Source organism: Neobacillus sp. FSL H8-0543, from assembly GCF_038592905.1.
In the GTDB taxonomy this organism is placed as follows: Bacteria; Bacillota; Bacilli; order Bacillales; family Cytobacillaceae; genus Neobacillus.
Window position 1 is genome coordinate 2,389,138 of record NZ_CP151943.1, and the last position, 21,829, is coordinate 2,410,966.

Consider the following 21,829-nt stretch of genomic DNA (forward strand, 5'->3'; position numbering starts at 1 on the left):
TCCCTTTTTAGAATACACAAAGGTTTTTCTAATTACTCACTTAGTCACGTTTATTTTAGTAAAAATTATTGTGAATATATTCACAAATTTAGATAATTTATTAATTGCACTTATTCATTATAAAACCAAAAAAAAGGGTGGCTGTTATGAAATATGATTTAGTCCTTTTACACGCACCTAGTGTATATGACTTTAGAAAAAACTCCCTGCTTGCAGGTCCGATTAGTGATGTTGTTCCTTCTTCACCAGTTTTTGAAATGTATCCAATCGGAATCACTAGTATTGCCGAATACCTTGAAAGATACGGTCTTCGGGTAAAAATCATCAATATTGCTAACCGGATGCTAATGAGTGAAAAATTTGATGTTGAAAAAAAGCTAAGGAATATTAAGACAAAGGCTTTCGGAATCGACCTTCACTGGTTACCACATGCTCACGGAAGTATCGAACTTGCAAAAATCGTCAAAAAGCTTCATCCCGATGTACCAATGATCTTTGGTGGTCTGTCTGCTACCTATTATCATAAAGAGTTAATTGAGTATCCTTGTATTGACTTTGTCTTGCGCGGCGATTCAACTGAAAAGCTGACGCTTCTCTTAATGAATAAGATTGAAACAGGCAATACCCACTATGTCGACATTCCTAACTTAACTTGGAAAAAGGGTACTGACGTTGGCTACAATCCCATTACCTATGTACCAAAGGATTTGGATGATTTAGATGTTCCAGGTTATCGTTATGCGGTCCGTTCCGTATTTAAATATCGCAATTTCCTAGACCCACTTCCATACAACGGCTGGCTGCAATACCCAAATACCGCTTTACTTACAGCACGAGGCTGTTCGCAAAACTGTCTTATTTGCGGCGGTTCAAAGGATGCCTACGACCAAAACTGCGGCCGTAGTTCTCTTGCTCTAAGATCACCTGAAAAACTGATCGAGGATATTAAATTTATTTCTCGCTTTAGCCGGGCACCAATTTTTATCCTCCATGACTTGCGCCAGGGCGGGCGTGAATATGTAAAGGAATTCTTCAGCAGGCTGAAGGCAATTAATCTTAAAAATGAAGTCGTTTTTGAGTTATTCCAGTATGCAGATGAAGAGTTCTTCCAACAGATGAATGACAGTGTACCAAATTATAGTATTGAAATTACGCTTGAAACACATGATGAAAAAATCAGACGCTATAACGGGAAGTTTAACTGTACCAACCCTAAGGTTATCGATACGCTTAATTTCGCTTTAAAGCACGGCTGTAAAAAAATCGACTTATTCTTCATGGTTGGTATCCCAGGACAGACCTATGCTAGTGTGTTAGAAAACATTGATTTTTGTGAAACAATTCATCTTGCTTGTAATCAAGACAAACGAATCTTTTACTTTGTTGCACCACTTGCACCGTTCCTTGACCCTGCAAGCCCAGCATTTGAACATCCAGAAATTCATGGCTATAAAAAGTTCTGTCATACGCTTGAGGATCATCGCGAGGCGATAAAACAGCCATCATGGAAGCATATGCTTAGCTACGAAACAAAGGATTTGTCACGTGATGATATTGTTAATTCAACCTATGAATCTGCTCAACTTTTAAATGAATTTAAGTTAAAATATGGACTGATTGACCAAGCAGGCTATGATGATATTAAGTGGAAAATAGAGAAATCTGTCGATTATATTGAAAAAATCGATCGTGTTCTTGCCCTTCCAAAAGAGCAGCATGCGGCTGAATTAGAAAAAATCCGCAAGGAAGTTCAACAATTAAATGAATATAGTATCTGTGGAAAGAACGAACTAAAATGGGAGGTTCAAAAGAACTACGCTAATTTCTTCTCCCTTGCTATGGTTGGTTTAGAGCAGCTGTATCTAGAATATGCAAATAAAGTGAAAATCAGCTTACGGCCACAAATCCGTCATCAATTCAAACTGGATCCAGAGCACAACGAAGCTGAAAGTTAATACAAAAGGGTATCGGAGATCACTTCCGATACCTTTTTTGTATATTCATAGTCTACTAGTTTAATGTCCACCGAGGTAGGCCATTCTAATCTGGTCGCTTTCATTTAATTCCTCTGACGTTCCTGAGATGACAATTTTCCCTGTCTCAATTACATAAGCTCTGTCAGCAATCGATAATGCCATGTTAGCATTTTGCTCGACTAACAAAATGGTTGTTCCGCTTTGATTAATTTCGGCAATAATTTTAAAAATCGTCTTAACCAAAAGAGGCGCAAGACCCATCGAAGGCTCATCGAGAAGCAATAGACGAGGACGTGCCATTAAGGCACGGCCCATAGCAAGCATTTGTTGCTCTCCGCCAGATAATGTCCCCGCTAGCTGTTTACGACGCTCTAGCAGGCGAGGGAACAGGGTAAATACCTTTTCGAAATCTTCTCGGATCCCTTTTTTATCCTTACGTAGATAGGCCCCTAATTCAAGATTCTCCTCGACTGTCATATTAGAAAAGACACGCCGACCTTCGGGTACATGGGACAATCCTTGTTTGACAATAGATTGGGCAACCTTACCTGAAATCGATTCACCATGAAATAGAATATCGCCTTTTTTTGGTTTTAGTAAGCCTGAAATGGTTTTTAACAATGTGCTTTTACCGGCACCATTCGCACCTATCAGCGTCACTATTTCCCCTTCATTAATTTCAAGCGAGACCCCTTTTAAAGCATGAATAATTCCATAATACACATCGATATCTTCTATTTTTAACATTATGAAACCTCGACCTCCTCGCCTAGGTATGCTTCGATGACTTTTGGATGATTTCTGATATGCTCCGGGGTTCCTTCGGCAATCAATTGACCATGATCAAGCACATATATTCTTTCACATACTCCCATAACAAGAAGCATGTCATGTTCAATTAATAGAATGGTCAGATCGAATCTTTTTCGAATTAAGGCTATTAAATTCATTAATTCTTCTGTTTCCTGCGGGTTCATTCCTGCAGCGGGTTCATCCAATAGCAATAATTTAGGGTTTGCTGCAAGTGCTCTGGCAATTTCTAGCCGCCGCTGCTGTCCATAGGGCAGGTTCTTGGCTTTCTCGTGCATTACAATATCGAGGTTGAATATTTTTAAAAACTCAATGGCCTTTTCCTCCATCTCTTTCTCTCCGGAAAAATGAGGCGGGAGGCGGAAAACTGAGCTTAGGATCGAATGCTTAGCAAGGGAATGGTAAGCAACCTTTACATTATCAAGTACGGATAATTCACTAAATAAACGGATATTTTGGAAGGTTCGGCTGATCCCCCTTTTAGTTATCTTGTAGGGTGCTAAGCCATTTAATTTATCCCCATCTAATTCAATACTACCTTCAGTAGGAACATAAACACCTGTCAGCAAGTTAAAAAAGGTTGTCTTTCCTGCTCCGTTTGGTCCGATTAATCCCACTAATTCGCCCTGCTGTAATTCCAGATTTACATCAGCCACTGCCCTGAGCCCGCCAAAGCGAATTCCAGCATTATTTACTTTAAGCAACGGTGTCTTTGCTATCATTATGGACTCCTCCTTTAGCCGACTTGCCGAATTTAAAGAATGTGGTCAACTCTCTTGTTCCCAGTAAGCCTTGTGGACGATAAATCATCATGATAATGAGTACTAAGCTATAAATAATCATCCGGACTTCAGGATAGCTTTGGAGGAACGTTGAAATAATCGTTAACAGAATAGCAGACAGTACAGCCCCCGATAGACTTCCTAACCCGCCAAGAACAACAAAAATTAAGATATCGAATGACTTTAAGAAACCAAAGTTTGTCGGCTGAATGATGAAAAAATTATGGGCATAAAGTGCGCCGGCCACGCCGGCAAAAAACGATCCAATCACAAACGCGATAACCTTATAATACGTGGTATTAATCCCCATTGCGTCTGCAGCAATTTCATTTTCTCTTACAGAAATACAGGCTCGTCCATGTGTGGAGTTTGTAAAGTTTCGAATCACGATGACAGTGAGCAAAATACTGCCGAAAAGCCACGGCCATGTTGTTAGTTGAGTAACTGACATCCCGCTAGCCCCGCCGACATAATCAATATTCAAAAAGACAATCCGGACAATTTCTCCAAAACCTAGTGTAGCAATCGCCAGATAATCACCCTTTAACCTTAATGAAGGAATCCCAATAATTAAACCGGCAACGGCCGCCGCCAATCCGCCTGCTAATAATCCCAATGAAAAAGGGAGCTCCAGTTTCATCGTAATGATTGCCGATGCATAGGCACCAACTGCTAGGAAACCCGCATGGCCAATCGAGAATTGACCGGTTATTCCAATTATTAAGTGTAAGCTGGCAGCAAGAATGATATTTATTCCGATGAAATATAAGGTATTTACATAAAAAAAGTTAATTATTTCTCCAGTTATTAAAAACTGCATAACAATTCCAAAAACAACGGCTAAAACGATTGAGGTCCAAAAACCTTTGGCACTTTTAAGTATTTTCATCGCTTAGGCCCCCTACACTTTTTCCCGTACATTTTTACCGAATAACCCGGATGGACGGAAAATCAAAATTAAGATTAGTACGACAAACGCTACGCCATCACGCCATAATGAAAAGCCTAGAGCACTGACAAGTGATTCAATTACACCCAATAATAGCCCGCCAACCATCGCACCTGGGATAATCCCGATCCCTCCCAATACAGCGGCAACGAACGCTTTAAGGCCAGGAATAATTCCCATCAAGGGCTCGATTTTTGTATAATACATTCCAAAAATAACTCCCGCTGCCCCTGCAAGTGCTGAACCAATAGCAAACGTAGCAGAAATTGTATTATTGACATTAATTCCCATTAATTTTGCTGCATCCATATCATGTGAGACAGCTCGCATTGCTTTACCAATCTTAGTTTTATGTACGATAAACTGCAATAAAACCATGAGGGAAAGGGAAATTCCTAAAATTAAAAGCGATTGACCGCTAATTTTGACTCCGAGGATTTCTATTGCTTTAATCGGAACAAGTCCACTAGGATAAGCTTCCGGCTGGGCACCTCTAAAATAAATCACGCCATATTCTATTAGCAGGGATACACCGATTGCTGTGATTAAGGCTGCAATCCGTGTTGCATTTCTTAAAGGCTTATAGGCAATCCGCTCAATGAGAACTCCAAATATCGCACAAAAAACCATTGATATAATTAAGGCTAGGAAAAAATTCAAATGTAAGAATGTAATCGAATAAAAGCCAATAAATGCACCGATCATGAATACGTCACCATGGGCGAAGTTAATTAATTTAACAATCCCATAAACCATTGTATATCCAAGGGCTATCAGCGCATAAATGCTGCCCAAGGAAACCCCATTGACAAGCTGCTGCACAAATTCCATGTCCATGACTCCTTCCTAGAAATAGGAAAATAATACCAACTACTAAAATTAGAATAGGGAGACATATATTCTCCCTATTCTTTTTTCACTATAAAATTTGTCTACTTACGGATTTACCTTTGTATTAAATTCTTGTTTTCCGCCTTTGTATTCAAGAATAACGGCAGCTTTGATTGGGTCATGATTTTTATCAAGCTTCATTTTTCCTGATACTAGTGAAAGTCCATCTGTTTCAGCAAGTGCCTTCTGAATTTTTTCAGGATCTGCACTTCCCGCACGCTTAATTGCATCAGCAAGGAAATAAAGTGAATCATAACCTAAGGCATTAAAGGCGTCAGGAGATTTACCTTTGTATTTTGCTTCAAATGCTTTTACGAAATCTTGAACCTTTGGATCTGAATCTCCAGAAGAATAGTGGTTAGTAATGAATGTGTTATTTAACGGGTCAGCACCCGCAATTTCAACGAGTGTTGGAGAATCCCAGCCATCGCCACCCATGATTGGAACCTCAATACCAAGGGCACGAGCCTGCTTGATAATTAAACCAACTTCCTCATAATAACCGGGAAGGAAGATGAATTCCGGATTGGCTGATTTAATATTTGTCAAAATGGCATTGAAGTCAGTATCTTTTGCGATATATGCCTCTTCTTTAATAACCTTTCCGCCATTTGACTCAAATGCTGTTTGGAAGGCTGCAGCAAGACCTTTTGCATAGTCGCTGGAGCTATCAATAATGACGGCAGCATTTTTTACCTTAAGTTCATTGGAAGCAAAGTTAGCTGCAACGGTCCCTTGGAATGGATCGATGAAGCATGTACGGAATACAAAGTCACTTAGGACGCCGTCCTTGTTTGTAATCGTTGGATTTGTTCCAGTTGGTGTTATCAATGGTATTTTATTTTTCTGAGCAATTTGAACTTGTGCTAATGTATTCGTACTAGTAGCCGCACCGATGATTGCTACTACCTTATCCTGGCTAATCAATTTAGTTGTACCGCTTGTTGCCTCAGCAGCATCCGATTTATTATCAAACTTAACCAGTTTTAATTTCTTGCCATCAATTCCTTCTTTGTTGATTTCCTCTAATGCTAGTTGGATCCCTTCCTCGACTGATTGACCGTACGAAGCTACCCCGCCGGAAAGCTCGAGATTGGCACCAATTTTAATCGTTTTGTCATCGCCATCTCCACTAGTACTAGACGAATTACACCCAGCCATTACACCTGCCGCAACCATAAGCGACATAAAAATGCCCGCCAATTTTTTCTTTCTCATTACCTAACCCCCCTGTTTTTTTGTAATCCCTTTCAATTGTTGCATTGTTCTAAAGAAAATTAATATTCTGAAAACATTGTACGAAATTATCTCCAATTAGTCTAGTATTATTATCAATTATTTTAATATAGTTTCCCTAAATAGTATTTTACCCTTTTAACACTATCTGCACTGATTTAACCCATTAAAGAGTGCGTTGCCTCTATCCTAACTTAAATAGGCAGCTATAAATATTATTAGAATAATAAAAACGATCCTTATAGAAAAAAAGCGAGAGATTCCATTTTGGAATCTCTCTTATCTAAAAATTATACTAATTCGGTCTTTGCTGTTTCTTTTCCCATAAATAGAACGGTAAATGCTCCAATTAAGACAGATATACAAAAAATGGTGAAAATTGTTGAAATCGGCATATTATTTTTGACAAAATAACCCACCAATAGCGGACCCAGTATGCCGCCAACACGACCAACAGCTGCAGCCATTCCTGCACCAGTTCCTCGAATAATCGTAGGATACTGTTCGGGTGTGTACGCATATAAACCTCCCCAAGCTCCAAGGTTAAAGAAGGAGAGGAGGATACCAGAGGTCATCAGGAGAGCCGTGGATTCTGCTGTTCCGAATAAATAGGCACTTATTGCTGTACCAATTAAATAAACAACTAAGACGAACTTCCGCCCAAATCGTTCAATACTCCAAGCTGCTGTAAAATAACCTGGCAGCTGTGCGACAGTCATAATTAGCACATATTCAAAGCTTTTTATTAGGCTAAACCCCTTCATGACCATTACACTTGGAAGCCAGAGGAACATGCCATAATAGGAAAAGACGACACAAAACCAGACAATCCACAACATTGTGGTAGGACGACGGTACTCTTTTGACCATAATTTTGCAAAACTTTGGGAAACGGAGATTTTTGTTTTATGTTTAACCGCCGAGAATCTTGGAGAATCCGGCAGTCCCATCCGTAAATATAACGCATAGATTGCCGGAGTTGCACTAATTAACAACGCAATCTGCCAACCAAATTTCGGAATAATAAAGTAGGAGATTACAGCAGCAATCAACCAGCCTGCCGCCCAAAAGCTTTCTAGTAAAACAACGACCCTGCCGCGTTTTTCGGCAGAAACACTTTCAGAAACAAGCGTTGATGCAACGGGGAGCTCGCCGCCAAGACCCATGCCTATAATAAATCTTAGTACGAGAAAGAAAGATAAGGTGGTGGCAAAGGCTGAAACTCCACTACCGATGGAAAATAATAAAAGCGTAATGATAAAGACGTGTTTTCGACCAATTCGATCGGCCATGATTCCAAAGACTAAGGCACCAACTGCCATACCAATCGAATTAATACTGCCAATCCAACCCATCTGCTCTGCAGATAAATTCCATTCTACACTTAATGCCGCAATAATGAAGGAAAGCATTCCCACATCTAATGCATCAAACATCCAACCCAAACCAGCTACTCCCAGCAATTTACGTTCTGAGATTTCCTTCTGCTTTTTCATATTGAACCCCCTGTATGAATAATAGCTATTTATATTATTCCCCACTATTTGAGTTGTTTACTCTAGTAACCAATTAACATTCTAACAGTTGTCTTTACACATGTCACCCTATTTATAATAAAAAAAGAGAATGCAGTATGCATCCTCTTTTTATTACGCATTAACGAATCCAAGCACCGTTACTGCCTAAGCGGTAACTGCCGATCCTTGTGTTTGAAGCCATGCTTCCATCGCTATATAAGTAGTACCATTTTTTACTAATTTCTATCCAACCTTTTTGCATTGCACCACTATTATTCATGTAGTACCATTTGCCGCCAGTTTGTAACCAGCCAGTTTTCATTGCTCCACTCGTCGCGAAGAAGTACCACTTACCACCAACAAATTCCCAACCAGTTTCCATCACACCGCTTTTCGCAAAGAAGTACCATTTGCCACCAACTTTATACCAATTGGTTTTCATGTCACCATTAGCTTGATCAAGATAGTACCATTTATCTCCTTGTAGGAACCAACCAGTTTTCATTGCTCCACTAGTTTCTAGGTAGTACCATTTACCGTTAATGAATTCCCAGCCTGTTTGCATTGCTCCACTAGTTTCTAGGTAGTACCATTTGCCGTTAATGAATTCCCAGCCTGTTTGCATTTCTGCTGTAGTTGGATCAAAGTAGTACCATTTATTTGCAATCTCATACCAACCTAAAACCTGTTCACCTTTATTATTGTGGTAAAACCATTTTCCGTTATCTAAATTCCAACCTGCAAATGTAATAGAAAACGGTGATTCATTTCCATCTGCATCCGAAACAAAGCCATCATTGCCCATCCACAGATCATATTCAGCAACTAAATTATTTAGTTCTTGGATTGTAAACAAGTAATCTGTTGTTTCATTACCTGGAAATAAAAAGTAATAGATGTCATCTCCCGTTCTGTTTGTCCAATCTACAACATCGGCCTTATTTATAACCTTCTCATTATTCACAAATTGTCCATCGTATGGTTCTGAATAAAAATCATCATAAATAGACATAAGCGAGATAATTTTTGCTTCATTAGATGTTACTTTAACTGCCTGAACCTTTGTAGTTCCAGGGTATCCAGCAAAGTTAAAAGAAAAATTGTTGATTCCTGTTTCAGTTGCTTTGATTTCGCCTAATTCGGTAATTAATGAAACACCCGTAAGTTTAACCGAGTTATCATTTGTTTCAGCAGCATAAGAAACTTGGGTAGGAAGCAATGTCATTAGTAAAATGAATAAAAAACTTGTAAATGCAATAATTTTTTTCACTATAATCCTCCTATTAATATATGTATATTACTTCTCCAAAAATCAGCTAGATTACTAACTTGAATGTGAAGCATTACTACCATTTTACATATAACTCCAATTTACTACAATATCTTTCAATTTTTTTATTAAACTTTTATATATTTATATAAGTTTTTGCTTTACCAATTAAAGAAGAACGTCTTTCTTTTTTCATACTACGATAATGATCCTCGATATATTGCGCTTCACTCGCTTTAAAGCCCGCCTTCTTCAAATCACTTACAAGTGCAGCAAAAATGTATTCAAAAGACTCATCTGTACTCGCTTCTAATTTTTCTGCTGCCGTCTCATATTTTGAAAGAAAATAAAAATAGTTAATAGCCTCATCATTTGCCTTCTTTGATTTATATTCATTAAAAGCATGGGATAAAAGAGTATTGAGCCGCGTTGATGCCTGGTTTTCTAAATCATTGAAGGATGGTTGATATCTTTCAATAATCGCAGTAGCTGTTACTGTTACAGCAGTTGCAGTTTTTTGTTTATTATTAGGCATACTAGTATTTGCAGACCCTTTATCTTCTGCTACGCCAGAGGTTATGTTTGTCGTTTCAACAGATGTTATTTCTATGTCAGGGGCTGTGTTATTTTCGGCAGAATTCTGATTGGCGTCATCTCTGAATCCTTCGTCAGGCAATTTAATATCGTACTTTTCTTCGACAATATCCTCGACTTTTGTATCTGTTGTCTCATAATCCTTAATTTTTAGAAGATAATAAATTGATCCAGCCCCCGCTGCTAGGATCAAAACAACAATACTCACTATTATTTTCCACTTCTTCACGGTCGTACCACCCTTATGTTTTATCAATGCATACTTATACACATTATCATAGTTTAGGATAGTAGCAAAGCCTTATTAAATTGGTACTGAATTACCAATATCCTCAATAGAAGGGCGCAAGGGAGGATTTATTACTCATTTGCCAATTCAACATTTCTAAACTGATTATGGTACATATTGTAGTAATTTCCTTGCTGTTCTAGTAACCGACCATGGCTGCCTTTTTCAATAATTTCCCCATGGTCAATGACCATAATCGTGTCCGCATCACGAATCGTATTTAGGCGATGAGCGATAATGAAGCTCGTCCGCCCCTCCATTAACGTTAACAGCGCTTCCTGAATGTGATGCTCCGTGCGGGTGTCAATACTGCTAGTTGCTTCATCTAAGATGAGTACCGAGGGTTTAGCTAGGATGACTCTGGCAATGGCAATCAGCTGACGCTGACCTTGGCTTAGATTTCCCCCATTTTCAGCTAGGACCGTTTCATACTGGTTCGGTAAACGCCGAATAAATGGATTGGCATTTGCCATCTTTGCCGCTTTGATTACTTCCTCTTCCGTTGCCTCTGGCTTACCATACTTAATATTCTCCAGAATTGTTCCAGAAAAAAGATACGTATCCTGGAGGACAAAGCCAAAGCTTCGTCTTAAGCTATCACGTGTATAGTCTCTAATATCGCGACCATCTAGCAAAATCCTCCCACTCGTTACATCGTAAAAACGGGTGAGTAGATTGACAATCGTTGTTTTCCCAGCTCCCGTCGGACCAACCAAGGCCGTGCTGCTGCCAATGTTCGCTTCAAAGCTGACATTCTTTAAAATCGGCACATCCGTGCGATAGCCAAAGCTAACATTTTCAAACACTACATGACCTTTAGGATTCTCCAATACAACCGCTTCCTGTATATCGGACGTTTCCTCTTGTTCGTCAAGGATTTCAAAAACACGCTCGGCTCCTGCAACACCTGATTGGAGGATATTAAAAATGTTCGCTAAGTCATTAAGTGGCCGAACAAATTGCCTTGAGTAGGTAATAAAGCTAGCAATCACACCAACCGTTATCATGTTGTTAACAGCAAGAATTCCTCCCGTAACCGCAACTAGCGCAAACCCCAAATTATTTATAACGTTCATAATCGGCATTAGAAAACCAGACCATATTTGCGCCTTAAGGCCGACCTCACGCAATTCTGTATTAATCTCTTCAAACTCAGAAATAACCTTTTCTTCATGGTTAAAAGCCTTTACCACTTCGATTCCAGAGATTGTCTCCTCCACATGTCCATTTAATTTACCAAGCTGAACCTGCTGGGCTTTAAACAACTTACCTGTCCGCTTTGCAATCATCCGTGTTAACAAAAAGACGAGCGGTACGGTTAGTAAACTCGCAACCGTTAAAATTGGACTCAAAATTAACATCATGATTAACGAACCGCTGATCACAATGACTCCAGACATTAGTTGTGTCGTAGACTGGGAAATCGTGTTGCTAACGTTATCAATATCGTTTGATAACCTGCTCATCAGCTCACCATATGTCCGTTGATCAAAAAAAGAAACAGGCAGCTTCTGTAATTTCCTAAATAGCGTATCCCGTAAGCTTTTAACAATTCGCTGAGATACTCCAGCCATGAGCCATCCCTGTAAAAAGGTAAGCACGCCCTCCAAGATAAAGGCTACAACCAGGATAAAGATTGCAATTTTGAGGATTCCAAAATCTACTACTCCATTCGCAAGATTGATTGCATCGATCGCTCTGCCAATTAAATAGGGGGCAAGTAAGGTAAGTGCTGAACTAAAAAAAATAAAAATGAATACGATGGTGAGCATGTTTCTTTCCTTACCGAAGTATTGCCATAACCTTCGTAATGTCGCTTTGAAATTCTTCGGTTTTACTACCGGTCCTCTTCGGTGGGCTCCCCCAAAACCACCAGGCTTTCCTTGAGGTCCTGGCATTGGCGGCGGTGTATTTGTACGATCCTTTGACATTATTGCACCACCTCTTTACCCATCTGAGAATGACAGATTTCTTGATAGACGGTACAGCTTTTTACTAATTCTGCATGACTGCCAATCCCAACAATTCTGCCCTCGTCCATGACAACGATTTTATCCGCATCAATAATTGAGGAAATCCGTTGCGCAATTAACAAACAAGTCAGCCCTTTTGCATATTTCTTCAATCCTGCTTTAATTCCTGCCTCTGTTGTCACATCAACGGCACTCGTACTATCATCTAAGATTAAGATTTCTGGGTTTTTAATTAACGCTCTGGCAATTGAGAGCCTTTGCTTTTGACCACCGGAAAAATTTACGCCACCTTGACCAATTTTCGTTTGATATCCTTCTGGTGAAGTTGAAATAAAGTCATGGGCACCAGCAATTTCTGCAGCAGCAATCATTTCCTCAGCACTTGCATCTTCCTTGCCCCATTTGATATTTTCCTCAATGGTTCCTGTAAATAAGGTGGTTTTTTGCGGTACAATCGAAATTTTTTCTCGTAATCGTTTTGGATTCACATCGCGAATATCCTCTCCATCCACCCTTATGGTTCCAGAGCTAGCATCATAAAAGCGTGGGATAAGTCCAACGAGTGTACTCTTTCCTGAGCCAGTTGAACCAATGATCCCCACGGATTCTCCAGGTAAAATGGTGAGGTTAATATTTTTGATAATTGGTTCCCCGCTAGTACCTTCATAGGAGAAGCACACATTATCAAAATCAATCCTTCCTGTTATGGAGGAGATTCCACTACTTTCCTCCTTCCAGGTTAGCAGATCCTCCTGTGAAAAGACTTCACCTATTCTTACTGCAGAAGTCTTTGCCCGTACAAACATATTAAACACCATTGATATTAACATCAGCGAAAAGAGGATTTGCGTCATATAGTTTATGAAAGCAACAATATGACCTACTTGAATATTTCCGTTATTTACTCCTAAGCCGCCAATCCAAAGAACAGCAACAATCCCTAGGTTGACCGTTAGCATAATCGCTGGGCTAAATACTGCCATTAGCCGCGTTGCTGCAATCGATTGATTTTTAAATTCCTCATTCGCTTGATCAAATTTATTCACTTCCACATCAAAACGGTTAAATGCCTTAACGACACGAACACCTGATAAATACTCCCTCATTACACGGTTCACACGATCTAGTGCTTTTTGAACCTTAGAGAAGAGAGGGAAGCCTAACCTCAGATTTATAATGATAAAAAAGGCTACAATCGGAACAACCACTGCAAGGACTACTGAAAGATGGAGATTCAGCCTAGTAGCCATAATCAAACCGCCAATGGCTAACAGGGGGGCTTTAACAAAGATTCTCATCAAGCCATTTGCAAATATTTGTACCTGGGTGACATCATTCGTTAGCCTTGTGATTAGCGAGGCCCGTTCAAACTGGTCAATATTTTTAAAGGACAATGTTTGAATTTTTCTAAATAAATCCAAGCGCAGTTCCGCGCCAAAGTTTTGTGAAACATTGCTTGCCAGTATACTTCTCGTCGATGCAGACACTGCACCAAAAGCCGTGATCAGCAGCATTAGTCCGCCCATTTTCAGCACATAATCCAGGTCCCTACCCACAATCCCAACATCAATAATTTTTGCCATAATCGTTGGCATCATTAAATCACTAACCGTTTCAAAGGTTAGAAATAACACCGCTAGGCTAAAAGACTTCCAATACTTCCTGATGTACTTTGTTAAAAATCCCATGAACCTCGACACCCCTGCTTAAGAAACCATTCTTTGCAAATCTTCTGATATTATAATAGCAATATTATAGCAAAAAAATAAGCATCAGCCCTTATAGAAAGGACTCATGCAAATGGATTATTATTATTGTTACTTTTTAAGCAGGGCGGAATTCATGGACCCACACGCGCATTTGCGGCAGCCAAGGCATTCCTGGATGATATGAAAGAATCGACTGCTTGTATTCCTCGACCGTAGCGTAGCCCTCACTGCGTGCATCATTATCCGTTAATTCTCCTAAGCTTTGCGAATAAACCTTGTCAATAACAAAGTCACGGCCTTCAAGAGTCATAATTTCACCTGGGTCGGCATATCGGCCATTCCTGCGTGTAGCCGATTTTTCTCCAGAAAGCACCTTTTTTACATCGGATTCTAATGTAACCAATTTGTCCACAGAACAGGTTTTTGGCGGTAATGTATTGTTTTCGTTTTGTGCAGCCATTTTCTTTTCCTCCTTTTTACAATTCGACTTTATCATATTACCACTTTCGTTAGCTTAATAAAAATAGTAAAGGAAACAAGATGCGCTTGTTCCCTCCTGCTCGCTATACGTTTAAGTCTCTTTTTTGATAAAAAACATAGGTTACCACCGTAAGTGCGACAATTACCACCACTGATAGGATCACAAAACTTAGCTCTAATCCGCCGCCAAACATGATATTTTTTGCTTCAAAATATTTAAAAGGAGTGACATACTTCAAGCCTTCGATACTTTCATTCAAATCGATGGCGATCGATAATACATACGTTAATAATAGAACACCCGTTGCCAGGGAGGCTGCCGCCTTTGGCTTCTTTTTTACCGCAGCAAGTGCACTACCAATCAACATAAACAGAAGCTGCAATATAAACATTCCCGCCATTGTCAGCACGATATCACCAGAAAATGTTTCACCCTCGCTATAATTGCCTACAATAACCAGCGAGGAAATAAGGGTAATAATGTTCAATATCACAATATTCACGAAGGCCGCCAGTAGTTTTGCGGTAATAATCGTTCTTCTTGATACTGGCTTTACAAATAAAAACTCAGAGGTCTTATCCCGTTCTTCTTTAGCCAGAATTATGGAACCGAGCATTGTAGCATGAATCGTAGCCATTAAAAGCAAATAAAGAAAAAGGATTCCATAATAACCGCTTGCCTTTGAAATATCAAAACTCCCCAAACCAAAGACCGCTTTAATTGAGGTTGGCATCTGTGCGACCATTTCATTCATCGATTGCCCCGATGAAGACATACCGGCATATTTACTCATGCCCGTTACAACCATCAGGACGACACCAATACTCCAAAAAATCAGCGATTTTCGGTGAGACTTCATTTCTCTCATAAAAATATTCATGTTTGGCTCTCCTCCTAACGCCTTTATACGGCATGGATATCCTTTTTTGCATAGACGTAATAACTTACCCCAATAGCTAAGATAATGACAGCCGCTCCCGCAATCAAAAAGGGTATCTCATAGCCGGCGTTTTCCATGACATAGGCAGTATCAAAATATTTAAACGGAGAAATATACCGTTTTGCGTCATCACCCGTCGTTGAGCTGAACATTCCTAAAAAGTAAAAGGCGAATACAGTAGCTAGCGAAATGGTCAACACAGATTTTACCTTAGGTACAACAACAGTGACGATAATTCCAATTGCCAGAAACATCAATTGCACAAAAAACAATGTTAGTGAAAGCAGAATAAACGTGCTTAGATTAAACTCTTCTGTTCTGACTTGAATGGCCATGAAGCTTGCTGCCGCAATATAAACCACATTTGTCACCACTAATGAAGCGAGTGCAGCCAGAAGCTTAGCAGTCAAAACCTGGTGGCGTGTCACGGGCTTTGTTAACAGAAAATCAGCGGTCTTTTCACGAACTTCCTTGCTGATAATTGAGGTTCCTAGATTCATTGCCTGAATTGCGCCACACAGGGTAACCATTGTTAATGCATAGCAGTAAAATCCAAGGATTGAAAAAAAAGTTCCAAGGTCAATCCCGAAGGCATCTCTAACTGCCTGCGGATAACCCTCCAGTACCTTTATAAAACTTTCTGCATCCGTTGCAAAGGCAGGAAACATTAACATCATAACGACAACTAGCAACACTAACGAGAACGTCCATATCATGGTCGATTTCTGATAAGACTTCCATTCATGGATAAATATATTCATGTTACTTAAGCCTCCTTTACGTAATAATGCATAAAGATCTCCTCAAGGTCAGGTTCTTCGATCCATAGATTTGCGATTTCAATTGCAGCAATTTTCTTCATGATTTCATTTATATTGCCGCTAAAAAGGAAGCTGACAACTTTATTCTTTTCTTCTAAATTACTAACACCCGTTAAGTTAAAATAGCTTGTATCCAGCGGTGATTTTAATTCGATTTTAAACCTTTTATGGGTGTTTTCTTTTAAGGTGCTAATTTTTTCAACCGTAACTATTTTACCTTCTTTAATGATTGCCACCCGATTACATAGGCGCTGAACCTCACTTAAGATATGAGAGGAAAAGAGAATTGTCGCCCCTTTCTTATTCTCTTTTTCTAGTAATTCAAAGAACTTTTGCTGCATCAAGGGGTCCAGACCGCTTGTAGGTTCATCGAGAATAATAAGCTTCGGTTCATGGAGCAGACCTTGGACAATCCCAACTTTCTTCTTGTTTCCTAAGGATAGGTCATCGATTTTTTTATTGAGGTCAAGGTCCATAATTTCAGCCAATTCTTTGATTCTCTTGCTACAATCCTTTTTATAAAAGCTCGCTGAATAGTTTAAGAGGTCCTTTACCTTCATATTGTCATAGTAAAAAACTTCAGAAGGCAGATATCCGATTTCCCTTTTGATTTCGGGAGCAAATTGAATGCAGTCCTTCCCAAAGATTGTCGCACTGCCGCTTGTCGGGTAGATAAGCGACAATAGCGTCCGAATCGTCGTCGACTTTCCCGACCCGTTTGGCCCAATGAAGCCAAAAATCTCTCCTTCTTCCACATTAAAGCTAATATCGGTTATCCCTCTTGCTTTGCCGTACGTCTTTGTTAAGCTCTTAATTTCAATTATATTCATTTGTAGAACCTCCCTTTATTTGTAAAAAGCGGTTTTAACATCTCTACGTAAACATCTCTTTGGTCTAGATTTAAGAACTTTGTTTACACACTGTGCGTCTCCTTATTTCAACGTTGAACACATCAGGCAAGCACATTGTAATCCCGTTGACCTCTCTGGTCAATAGTGGTCAAGTCTAATTTTCAAAATTTAATGAATTGTACAAATTTTGTTAAATTAAATTGTGGTACGATGCTTTGGAAGGAAATATTTTTTGGAGGTTAAAGATGATTACGGCTAAAGATAGGGATGATTCACTTAGTTTACAAGGTTTAATCGCCACTCAAAGCCGATTATCGGTACAGCATGCAATTGCCCCGATATTAGCTACAAAGCAAGCTGCAGTGGAGGCAGGAATCGGCGGTGAGGAAAGGGTAGCAGAGGTACTTCGAAGTTACACATTTCCGATTAAAAATACTATTTTTCACGATTTATCACTCTCTTCAGACAGTACCTTTCAAATGGATCATTTTTTTAAGACTCCTTATTATGGTGTGATCCTGGAAACGAAAAACATTAGCGGAAGCTTAAACTTCAAGGAAAATCCTCCCCAACTGGTTCAGACGAAGGAAAATGGAGTTGTCCATTCGTATGAAAGTCTCGTGGTACAATTGGAGAGAAATCTTGAGCTACTTACAGCCTGGCTTAAGTCTCGAAATATCCATCTTCCACTTTATGGTGCAGTAGTATTAGCCTACCCGAAACAAATTGTTGAATTTCCCCCTTCAAAAACAACAATCTTATTCCCAAACATGATTCCACCCTATATTAAAAATCTCCCCCGGCATGGAAAAAAGTTGGAACTAGATGCCTTCAACCGATTGTCTGCTGAGCTCTTAAAATGTCATCGTATTTATATTCCAAAGCCAATCAGTGAGACCTATCAAATTCCATTTAATGAACTTCAGTCAGGTGTGCGGTGTGTGACGTGCGGGACGATAGGGATGATCAAAGTTCCAAGGACATGGCATTGTCCCGGCTGCAAGGCCAACAATCATCTGGCTCATATCCCAGCGTTAAGGGAGTGGTTCTTGGTTTTTAAAAGGACTATCACGAATAGTGAATGCGGAGAGTTTATGGGTGGGGATATAGATACGGCGAAACGGATATTGCAGAGTATGGAATTAGATAGCAAAGGAGCTTTTCGATACCAGTCATATACAATGGACTTCAGAAAAAAAGGAAACCCTATAAAAAACAAATAGGCTATTTAGGCTGGCGTATCCGCCAGTTGCGGCGCCCATACGCCAGTTGCGACGCCCATACGCCAGTTGCAGCCCTCATCCGCCAGTTGGAACCACCTATCCGCTGCGAATTTCAGCCAACACCCAGTTATCCTATTTCCGCACTCATTATGAAAGTGCTATTATAAAAATGACTAACTAAAATGAGGAGTGTGGCTATGTTGAAGAGTGAGATGATTGAAAGATTTACTTCTTATGTAAAAATTGATACGCAGTCTGATGAAAATAGTGAGACCTGTCCATCTACCAAGGGGCAATGGACGCTGATTAACATGCTTGTTGGTGAGCTAAAGGCAATCGGTATGGAAGAGGTAACCGTGGATGAAAATGGTTATGTTATGGCGACGTTACCATCCAACACAGACAAGGACGTGCCTGTGATCGGCTTCTTAGCGCATGTTGATACTGCTACCGATTTTACTGGAGCAAACGTGAACCCGCAAATCATTGAAGATTACCACGGAGACGAAATTGTTTTAAATCAAGCACTCAACGTAGTGATGTCGCCTAAAGATTTCCCAAGCTTACCAAGCTACAAGGGTCATACCTTAATCACAACCGACGGGACGACGCTCCTGGGTGCGGACAACAAAGCTGGCATAGCAGAAATCATGACCGCAATGTCCTACCTACTTAACCATCCTGAAATCAAACATGGCAAGGTCCGCGTTGCGTTCACACCTGATGAAGAAATTGGCAGGGGCCCGCATAAATTTGATGTCGCTAAATTTAATGCCAAGCATGCGTATACCGTTGACGGCGGGCCGCTAGGGGAGTTAGAGTATGAGAGCTTTAATGCCGCTGCTGCAAAGATCACTATCCAAGGAAACAATATTCATCCTGGCTCCGCGAAGGACAAGATGGTTAGCTCAATGAAAATTGCGATGGACTTACATAGCATGCTGCCTGAAAAGGAAGCGCCAGAGCATACAGAAGGATATGAAGGTTTCTACCATCTGCTGGAAATCAACGGAGATGTTGAGCAAACAAAGCTCCACTATATTATTAGGGACCATGACATGGAAATCTTCCAAGCCAGAAAAACGAAGATACAAAACGTCACGAACGAACTTAAAGAAAAATACGGTCAGGATAAAATCACTCTTGAACTGAATGATCAATATTACAACATGGGGGAAAAAATTAAACCAGTAATGGAGATTGTTGATATTGCTGAACAGGCCATGAAGAATCTCAACATCCAGCCAATCATCAAACCAATTCGCGGCGGGACGGACGGTTCTCAACTATCCTATATGGGTTTGCCAACGCCGAATATTTTCACTGGCGGGGAGAACTTCCACGGAAAGTTTGAGTTTATTTCTGTTGATAATATGATTAAATCTACTAACACCGTAATAGAAATTATCAAACTGACTGAACAACAAGCCTAAAAAATAGAGCTAACCCATCGTATAAAGGGTTAGCTCGATTTATTTTATCCAATCCTCAAAAAACTCTTTATAGCCTTGCTTCATAACCTTCGAAGAAAACCTCTCATAGGCATATAAACGATTTTCCAACGAGAACTTCTTAGGGGCAGCCACCGCCATATTCACAAGCTCAAACCAATTCTTTTCATTACCCGCAAACGCATGCTGCGAGCTAATATGATCGTAACAGGGATGTTCTGGTTTGACGACAATTTTCCCCATCGCTAACGCCTCTGTCAGTGGCATGGCAAAGGTATCAAACTTCGAACAACTCCAATACACCTTAGCCGTATTCATCAATACAAAAATTTCATCCTGCGTCAAAGCAAACTTCAACTTCACATTGTCTGAGATTTGATACTTCTTCATACTCTCGCGGTAACGTTCACCGCCAAACACCATAAAAACTTCCTTATCAGGATTCCGCCTTGCATATTCTAAAACAAGATCTGGACGGCGATTCTCTTCGTCGCGACCAATCCATAGCACCCGGTTATCAACGATTTGCAACGGGTCAAAATGTTTATCTGCCAGATTGTCATTAAAGCCGATCGGAATGACCTTAACATCGGTAACACCAAAGTTTCGATCTAACTCCCGCTTGAGAAACTCAGTAGAAACGACCGCCTTGTCGACGATTTGATAAAAGGGCTTCATCATCTCGTAGCCTGTCAAAGCAGGATCAGGGAAACTATGCGGGAAAAGTACACTATTTTTAATAAACATTTTTAAATAAGTAAAACCTGATACGGTATAGATCACATGGTCAATTTTTTCAGCATAGATTTTATCCAGTACGACATCATAATTAACCAGATCACCCTTTTCATGTTCATAACCAGGAAGCCAGTCATACTCACTCACATGACGTTCCGGTGAAATAAACACAATTTCCACACCTACTTCCTGACCAATTTGTTTGAGGCGTTCGGCAAATACACGCGGGCCCTGCGCTTCCGCAAATTGAATCTTCCGCATCACTAAACCAACCTTTTTCATATTAATCCACCTTTTCCTAATGCAGTAAGACATTGCCTTAGACTTGAAATCGTCTCGTCAAGCTGCCTATTTAATTTGTATTTTATCATCATGAATAAAATACGAATAGTACAACGGCTGACCAGAACTTTACACCTGAAACTGGTCTAGCCTCATAAAGAAGTCTATGAGAAAATCATAGAAAAGTTTTTCGGTAGGGAGGAGCTCACGGTCACTTGGAATGATGACACCGACCGTACGGGTAACAGTAGGCTCAATAATAGGGATTTTTACTGTTGAACGCGGCTGATGATCGACCAAAGTTATTTCAGGAATTAGCGTAATGCCAAGCCCCGCAGAAACTAACCCCTTTATCGAATCAATATCCTCTCCCTCAAAGGACACTTTTGGCTGAAAACCTTGCTGAGCACAGGCATTCACAATAATATCCCTTAGGACGAACTCTTTTGGAAACAAGACATAGGAATCCTCTCGTAGTTCACTCAGTTTCACTGTCTTTCTATTGGCAAGCGGATGACTTACAGGCAGAAGCGCGACAATGTTATCAGAAAAAAGCGTCCTACCTTTCACCTTTTTTTCCTGCTTTGGAACAGGTCCAATTAATGCCAAATCAAATTCCCCTCGGATTACTCCATCAATTAAATTACGGTAGGAGCCTTGTTTCAGTTGAAATTTAACCTGAGGATATTGGTCACGAAATGCTGAGATGGCAGTTGGAAGAGTATAGGAAGCCAAACTGCTGGGAAAACCAATTCGAATCGTCCCTTGCTCAGGGTCTAAATATTCTTCAATTTCTCTCTTTGCATCATCGATCACATTTATTGCTTGCTGCATATGGTCTAAAAATACCTTGCCTATCGGTGTTAATCTAACATTTCGTCCTTCTCGAAAAAATAAATCAATACCCAATTCTGCTTCAAGATTAAAAATTTGCCGGCTTACGGCCGATTGGGCAACATGAAGGTTATGGGCCGCTTCTGTAACATGCTCACGCTTAGCTACTTCTATAAAATATTGGATTTGTCTTAGTTCCACATTCCTCACCT

19 protein-coding genes are annotated in these 21,829 nt (G+C 40.0%); 3 read left to right on the forward strand and 16 right to left on the reverse strand.

Features of this window, described 5'->3' with window-relative positions:
- Positions 1-146: 146 nt before the first annotated feature.
- Entirely contained in the window at positions 147-1,955 is a 1,809-nt protein-coding gene (locus NSS81_RS11740) for a TIGR04190 family B12-binding domain/radical SAM domain protein (protein ID WP_342433675.1), read from the forward strand.
- Positions 1,956-2,015: 60 nt separating this feature from the next.
- On the opposite strand, the gene NSS81_RS11745 is transcribed toward NSS81_RS11740, so the two are convergent.
- From NSS81_RS11745 to NSS81_RS11810, 14 genes are all read right to left on the reverse strand, one after another.
- Positions 2,016-2,723 carry an ABC transporter ATP-binding protein gene (locus NSS81_RS11745; protein WP_342433676.1) on the reverse strand — a complete coding sequence of 236 codons (708 nt, stop codon included), beginning with the start codon at positions 2,721-2,723 and terminating at the stop codon, positions 2,016-2,018.
- On the reverse strand, positions 2,723-3,508 hold the full coding sequence (locus NSS81_RS11750; RefSeq protein WP_342433677.1) for an ABC transporter ATP-binding protein: 786 nt from the start codon (positions 3,506-3,508) through the stop codon (positions 2,723-2,725). Before NSS81_RS11750 ends, NSS81_RS11745 begins: the two co-directional genes overlap by 1 nt.
- Entirely contained in the window at positions 3,483-4,457 is a 975-nt protein-coding gene (locus NSS81_RS11755; RefSeq protein ID WP_342433678.1) for a branched-chain amino acid ABC transporter permease, read from the reverse strand. Before NSS81_RS11755 ends, NSS81_RS11750 begins: the two co-directional genes overlap by 26 nt.
- A 12-nt stretch (positions 4,458-4,469) precedes the next feature.
- Complete coding sequence (locus NSS81_RS11760) at positions 4,470-5,348, reverse strand: branched-chain amino acid ABC transporter permease (protein WP_342433679.1); 879 nt, start codon at positions 5,346-5,348, stop codon at positions 4,470-4,472.
- A gap of 105 nt (positions 5,349-5,453) precedes the next feature.
- Positions 5,454-6,626, reverse strand: a complete 1,173-nt coding sequence (locus tag NSS81_RS11765; protein WP_342433680.1) for an ABC transporter substrate-binding protein — start codon at positions 6,624-6,626, stop codon at positions 5,454-5,456.
- A 308-nt stretch (positions 6,627-6,934) separates the two neighbouring features.
- The gene (locus tag NSS81_RS11770) at positions 6,935-8,140 is read right to left on the reverse strand and encodes an MFS transporter (RefSeq protein ID WP_342433681.1); all 1,206 of its coding nucleotides are present in this window, start codon (positions 8,138-8,140) and stop codon (positions 6,935-6,937) included.
- A 160-nt stretch (positions 8,141-8,300) separates the two neighbouring features.
- Positions 8,301-9,431 (reverse strand): hypothetical protein, encoded by a 1,131-nt coding sequence (locus NSS81_RS11775; RefSeq protein ID WP_342433682.1) that lies wholly within the window; start codon positions 9,429-9,431, stop codon positions 8,301-8,303.
- A 136-nt stretch (positions 9,432-9,567) separates the two neighbouring features.
- A complete protein-coding gene (locus tag NSS81_RS11780; protein WP_342433683.1) occupies positions 9,568-10,254 on the reverse strand; it encodes a hypothetical protein in 687 nt (228 codons plus the stop codon).
- A 131-nt stretch (positions 10,255-10,385) separates the two neighbouring features.
- Positions 10,386-12,245, reverse strand: coding sequence for an ABC transporter ATP-binding protein (locus tag NSS81_RS11785; RefSeq protein WP_342433684.1), 1,860 nt, complete (start codon positions 12,243-12,245; stop codon positions 10,386-10,388).
- Positions 12,245-13,975, reverse strand: a complete 1,731-nt coding sequence (locus tag NSS81_RS11790) for an ABC transporter ATP-binding protein (protein WP_342433685.1) — start codon at positions 13,973-13,975, stop codon at positions 12,245-12,247. The genes NSS81_RS11785 and NSS81_RS11790 overlap by 1 nt, the downstream gene beginning before the upstream one ends.
- A 136-nt stretch (positions 13,976-14,111) precedes the next feature.
- A complete protein-coding gene (locus tag NSS81_RS11795) occupies positions 14,112-14,456 on the reverse strand; it encodes an ASCH domain-containing protein (RefSeq protein ID WP_342433686.1) in 345 nt (114 codons plus the stop codon).
- Positions 14,457-14,559: 103 nt separating this feature from the next.
- A complete protein-coding gene (locus NSS81_RS11800) occupies positions 14,560-15,357 on the reverse strand; it encodes an ABC transporter permease subunit (RefSeq protein WP_342433687.1) in 798 nt (265 codons plus the stop codon).
- Positions 15,358-15,380: 23 nt separating this feature from the next.
- On the reverse strand, positions 15,381-16,178 hold the full coding sequence (locus tag NSS81_RS11805; RefSeq protein ID WP_342433688.1) for an ABC transporter permease subunit: 798 nt from the start codon (positions 16,176-16,178) through the stop codon (positions 15,381-15,383).
- A gap of 5 nt (positions 16,179-16,183) precedes the next feature.
- Positions 16,184-17,068, reverse strand: a complete 885-nt coding sequence (locus tag NSS81_RS11810) for an ABC transporter ATP-binding protein (RefSeq protein ID WP_342433689.1) — start codon at positions 17,066-17,068, stop codon at positions 16,184-16,186.
- A 266-nt stretch (positions 17,069-17,334) separates the two neighbouring features.
- Here NSS81_RS11810 and NSS81_RS11815 point away from each other — a divergent pair, with 266 nt between their 5' ends.
- Both NSS81_RS11815 and pepT read left to right on the forward strand, forming a co-directional pair.
- A complete protein-coding gene (locus NSS81_RS11815) occupies positions 17,335-18,312 on the forward strand; it encodes a nuclease-related domain-containing protein (RefSeq protein WP_342433690.1) in 978 nt (325 codons plus the stop codon).
- A 200-nt stretch (positions 18,313-18,512) separates the two neighbouring features.
- The gene (gene pepT / locus NSS81_RS11820; RefSeq protein WP_342434006.1) at positions 18,513-19,745 is read left to right on the forward strand and encodes a peptidase T; all 1,233 of its coding nucleotides are present in this window, start codon (positions 18,513-18,515) and stop codon (positions 19,743-19,745) included.
- Positions 19,746-19,784: 39 nt separating this feature from the next.
- Here the strand turns inward: pepT and NSS81_RS11825 are convergent, their stop codons facing one another.
- Together NSS81_RS11825 and NSS81_RS11830 are read right to left on the reverse strand one after the other, a co-directional pair.
- Complete coding sequence (locus NSS81_RS11825) at positions 19,785-20,783, reverse strand: glycosyltransferase (RefSeq protein WP_342433691.1); 999 nt, start codon at positions 20,781-20,783, stop codon at positions 19,785-19,787.
- A 129-nt stretch (positions 20,784-20,912) separates the two neighbouring features.
- Positions 20,913-21,818, reverse strand: coding sequence for a LysR family transcriptional regulator (locus NSS81_RS11830; protein ID WP_342433692.1), 906 nt, complete (start codon positions 21,816-21,818; stop codon positions 20,913-20,915).
- Between the last annotated feature and the right edge of the window lie 11 nt (positions 21,819-21,829).

Excerpts from the sequence above, each read along its gene's own strand:
- NSS81_RS11750 (WP_342433677.1), bottom strand. The coding sequence starts at position 3,508 with ATGATAGCAAAGACACCGTTGCTTAAAGTAAATAATGCTGGAATTCGC.
- NSS81_RS11795 (WP_342433686.1), bottom strand. The coding sequence starts at position 14,456 with ATGGCTGCACAAAACGAAAACAATACATTACCGCCAAAAACCTGTTCT.
- NSS81_RS11760 (WP_342433679.1), bottom strand. The coding sequence starts at position 5,348 with ATGGAATTTGTGCAGCAGCTTGTCAATGGGGTTTCCTTGGGCAGCATT.
- NSS81_RS11790 (WP_342433685.1), bottom strand. The coding sequence starts at position 13,975 with ATGGGATTTTTAACAAAGTACATCAGGAAGTATTGGAAGTCTTTTAGC.
- NSS81_RS11745 (WP_342433676.1), bottom strand. The coding sequence starts at position 2,723 with ATGTTAAAAATAGAAGATATCGATGTGTATTATGGAATTATTCATGCT.
- NSS81_RS11755 (WP_342433678.1), bottom strand. The coding sequence starts at position 4,457 with ATGAAAATACTTAAAAGTGCCAAAGGTTTTTGGACCTCAATCGTTTTA.
- NSS81_RS11785 (WP_342433684.1), bottom strand. The coding sequence starts at position 12,245 with ATGTCAAAGGATCGTACAAATACACCGCCGCCAATGCCAGGACCTCAA.
- NSS81_RS11805 (WP_342433688.1), bottom strand. The coding sequence starts at position 16,178 with ATGAATATATTTATCCATGAATGGAAGTCTTATCAGAAATCGACCATG.
- NSS81_RS11810 (WP_342433689.1), bottom strand. The coding sequence starts at position 17,068 with ATGAATATAATTGAAATTAAGAGCTTAACAAAGACGTACGGCAAAGCA.
- NSS81_RS11765 (WP_342433680.1), bottom strand. The coding sequence starts at position 6,626 with ATGAGAAAGAAAAAATTGGCGGGCATTTTTATGTCGCTTATGGTTGCG.
- NSS81_RS11740 (WP_342433675.1), top strand. The coding sequence starts at position 147 with ATGAAATATGATTTAGTCCTTTTACACGCACCTAGTGTATATGACTTT.
- NSS81_RS11815 (WP_342433690.1), top strand. The coding sequence starts at position 17,335 with ATGATTACGGCTAAAGATAGGGATGATTCACTTAGTTTACAAGGTTTA.
- NSS81_RS11770 (WP_342433681.1), bottom strand. The coding sequence starts at position 8,140 with ATGAAAAAGCAGAAGGAAATCTCAGAACGTAAATTGCTGGGAGTAGCT.
- NSS81_RS11800 (WP_342433687.1), bottom strand. The coding sequence starts at position 15,357 with ATGAATATTTTTATGAGAGAAATGAAGTCTCACCGAAAATCGCTGATT.
- NSS81_RS11825 (WP_342433691.1), bottom strand. The coding sequence starts at position 20,783 with ATGAAAAAGGTTGGTTTAGTGATGCGGAAGATTCAATTTGCGGAAGCG.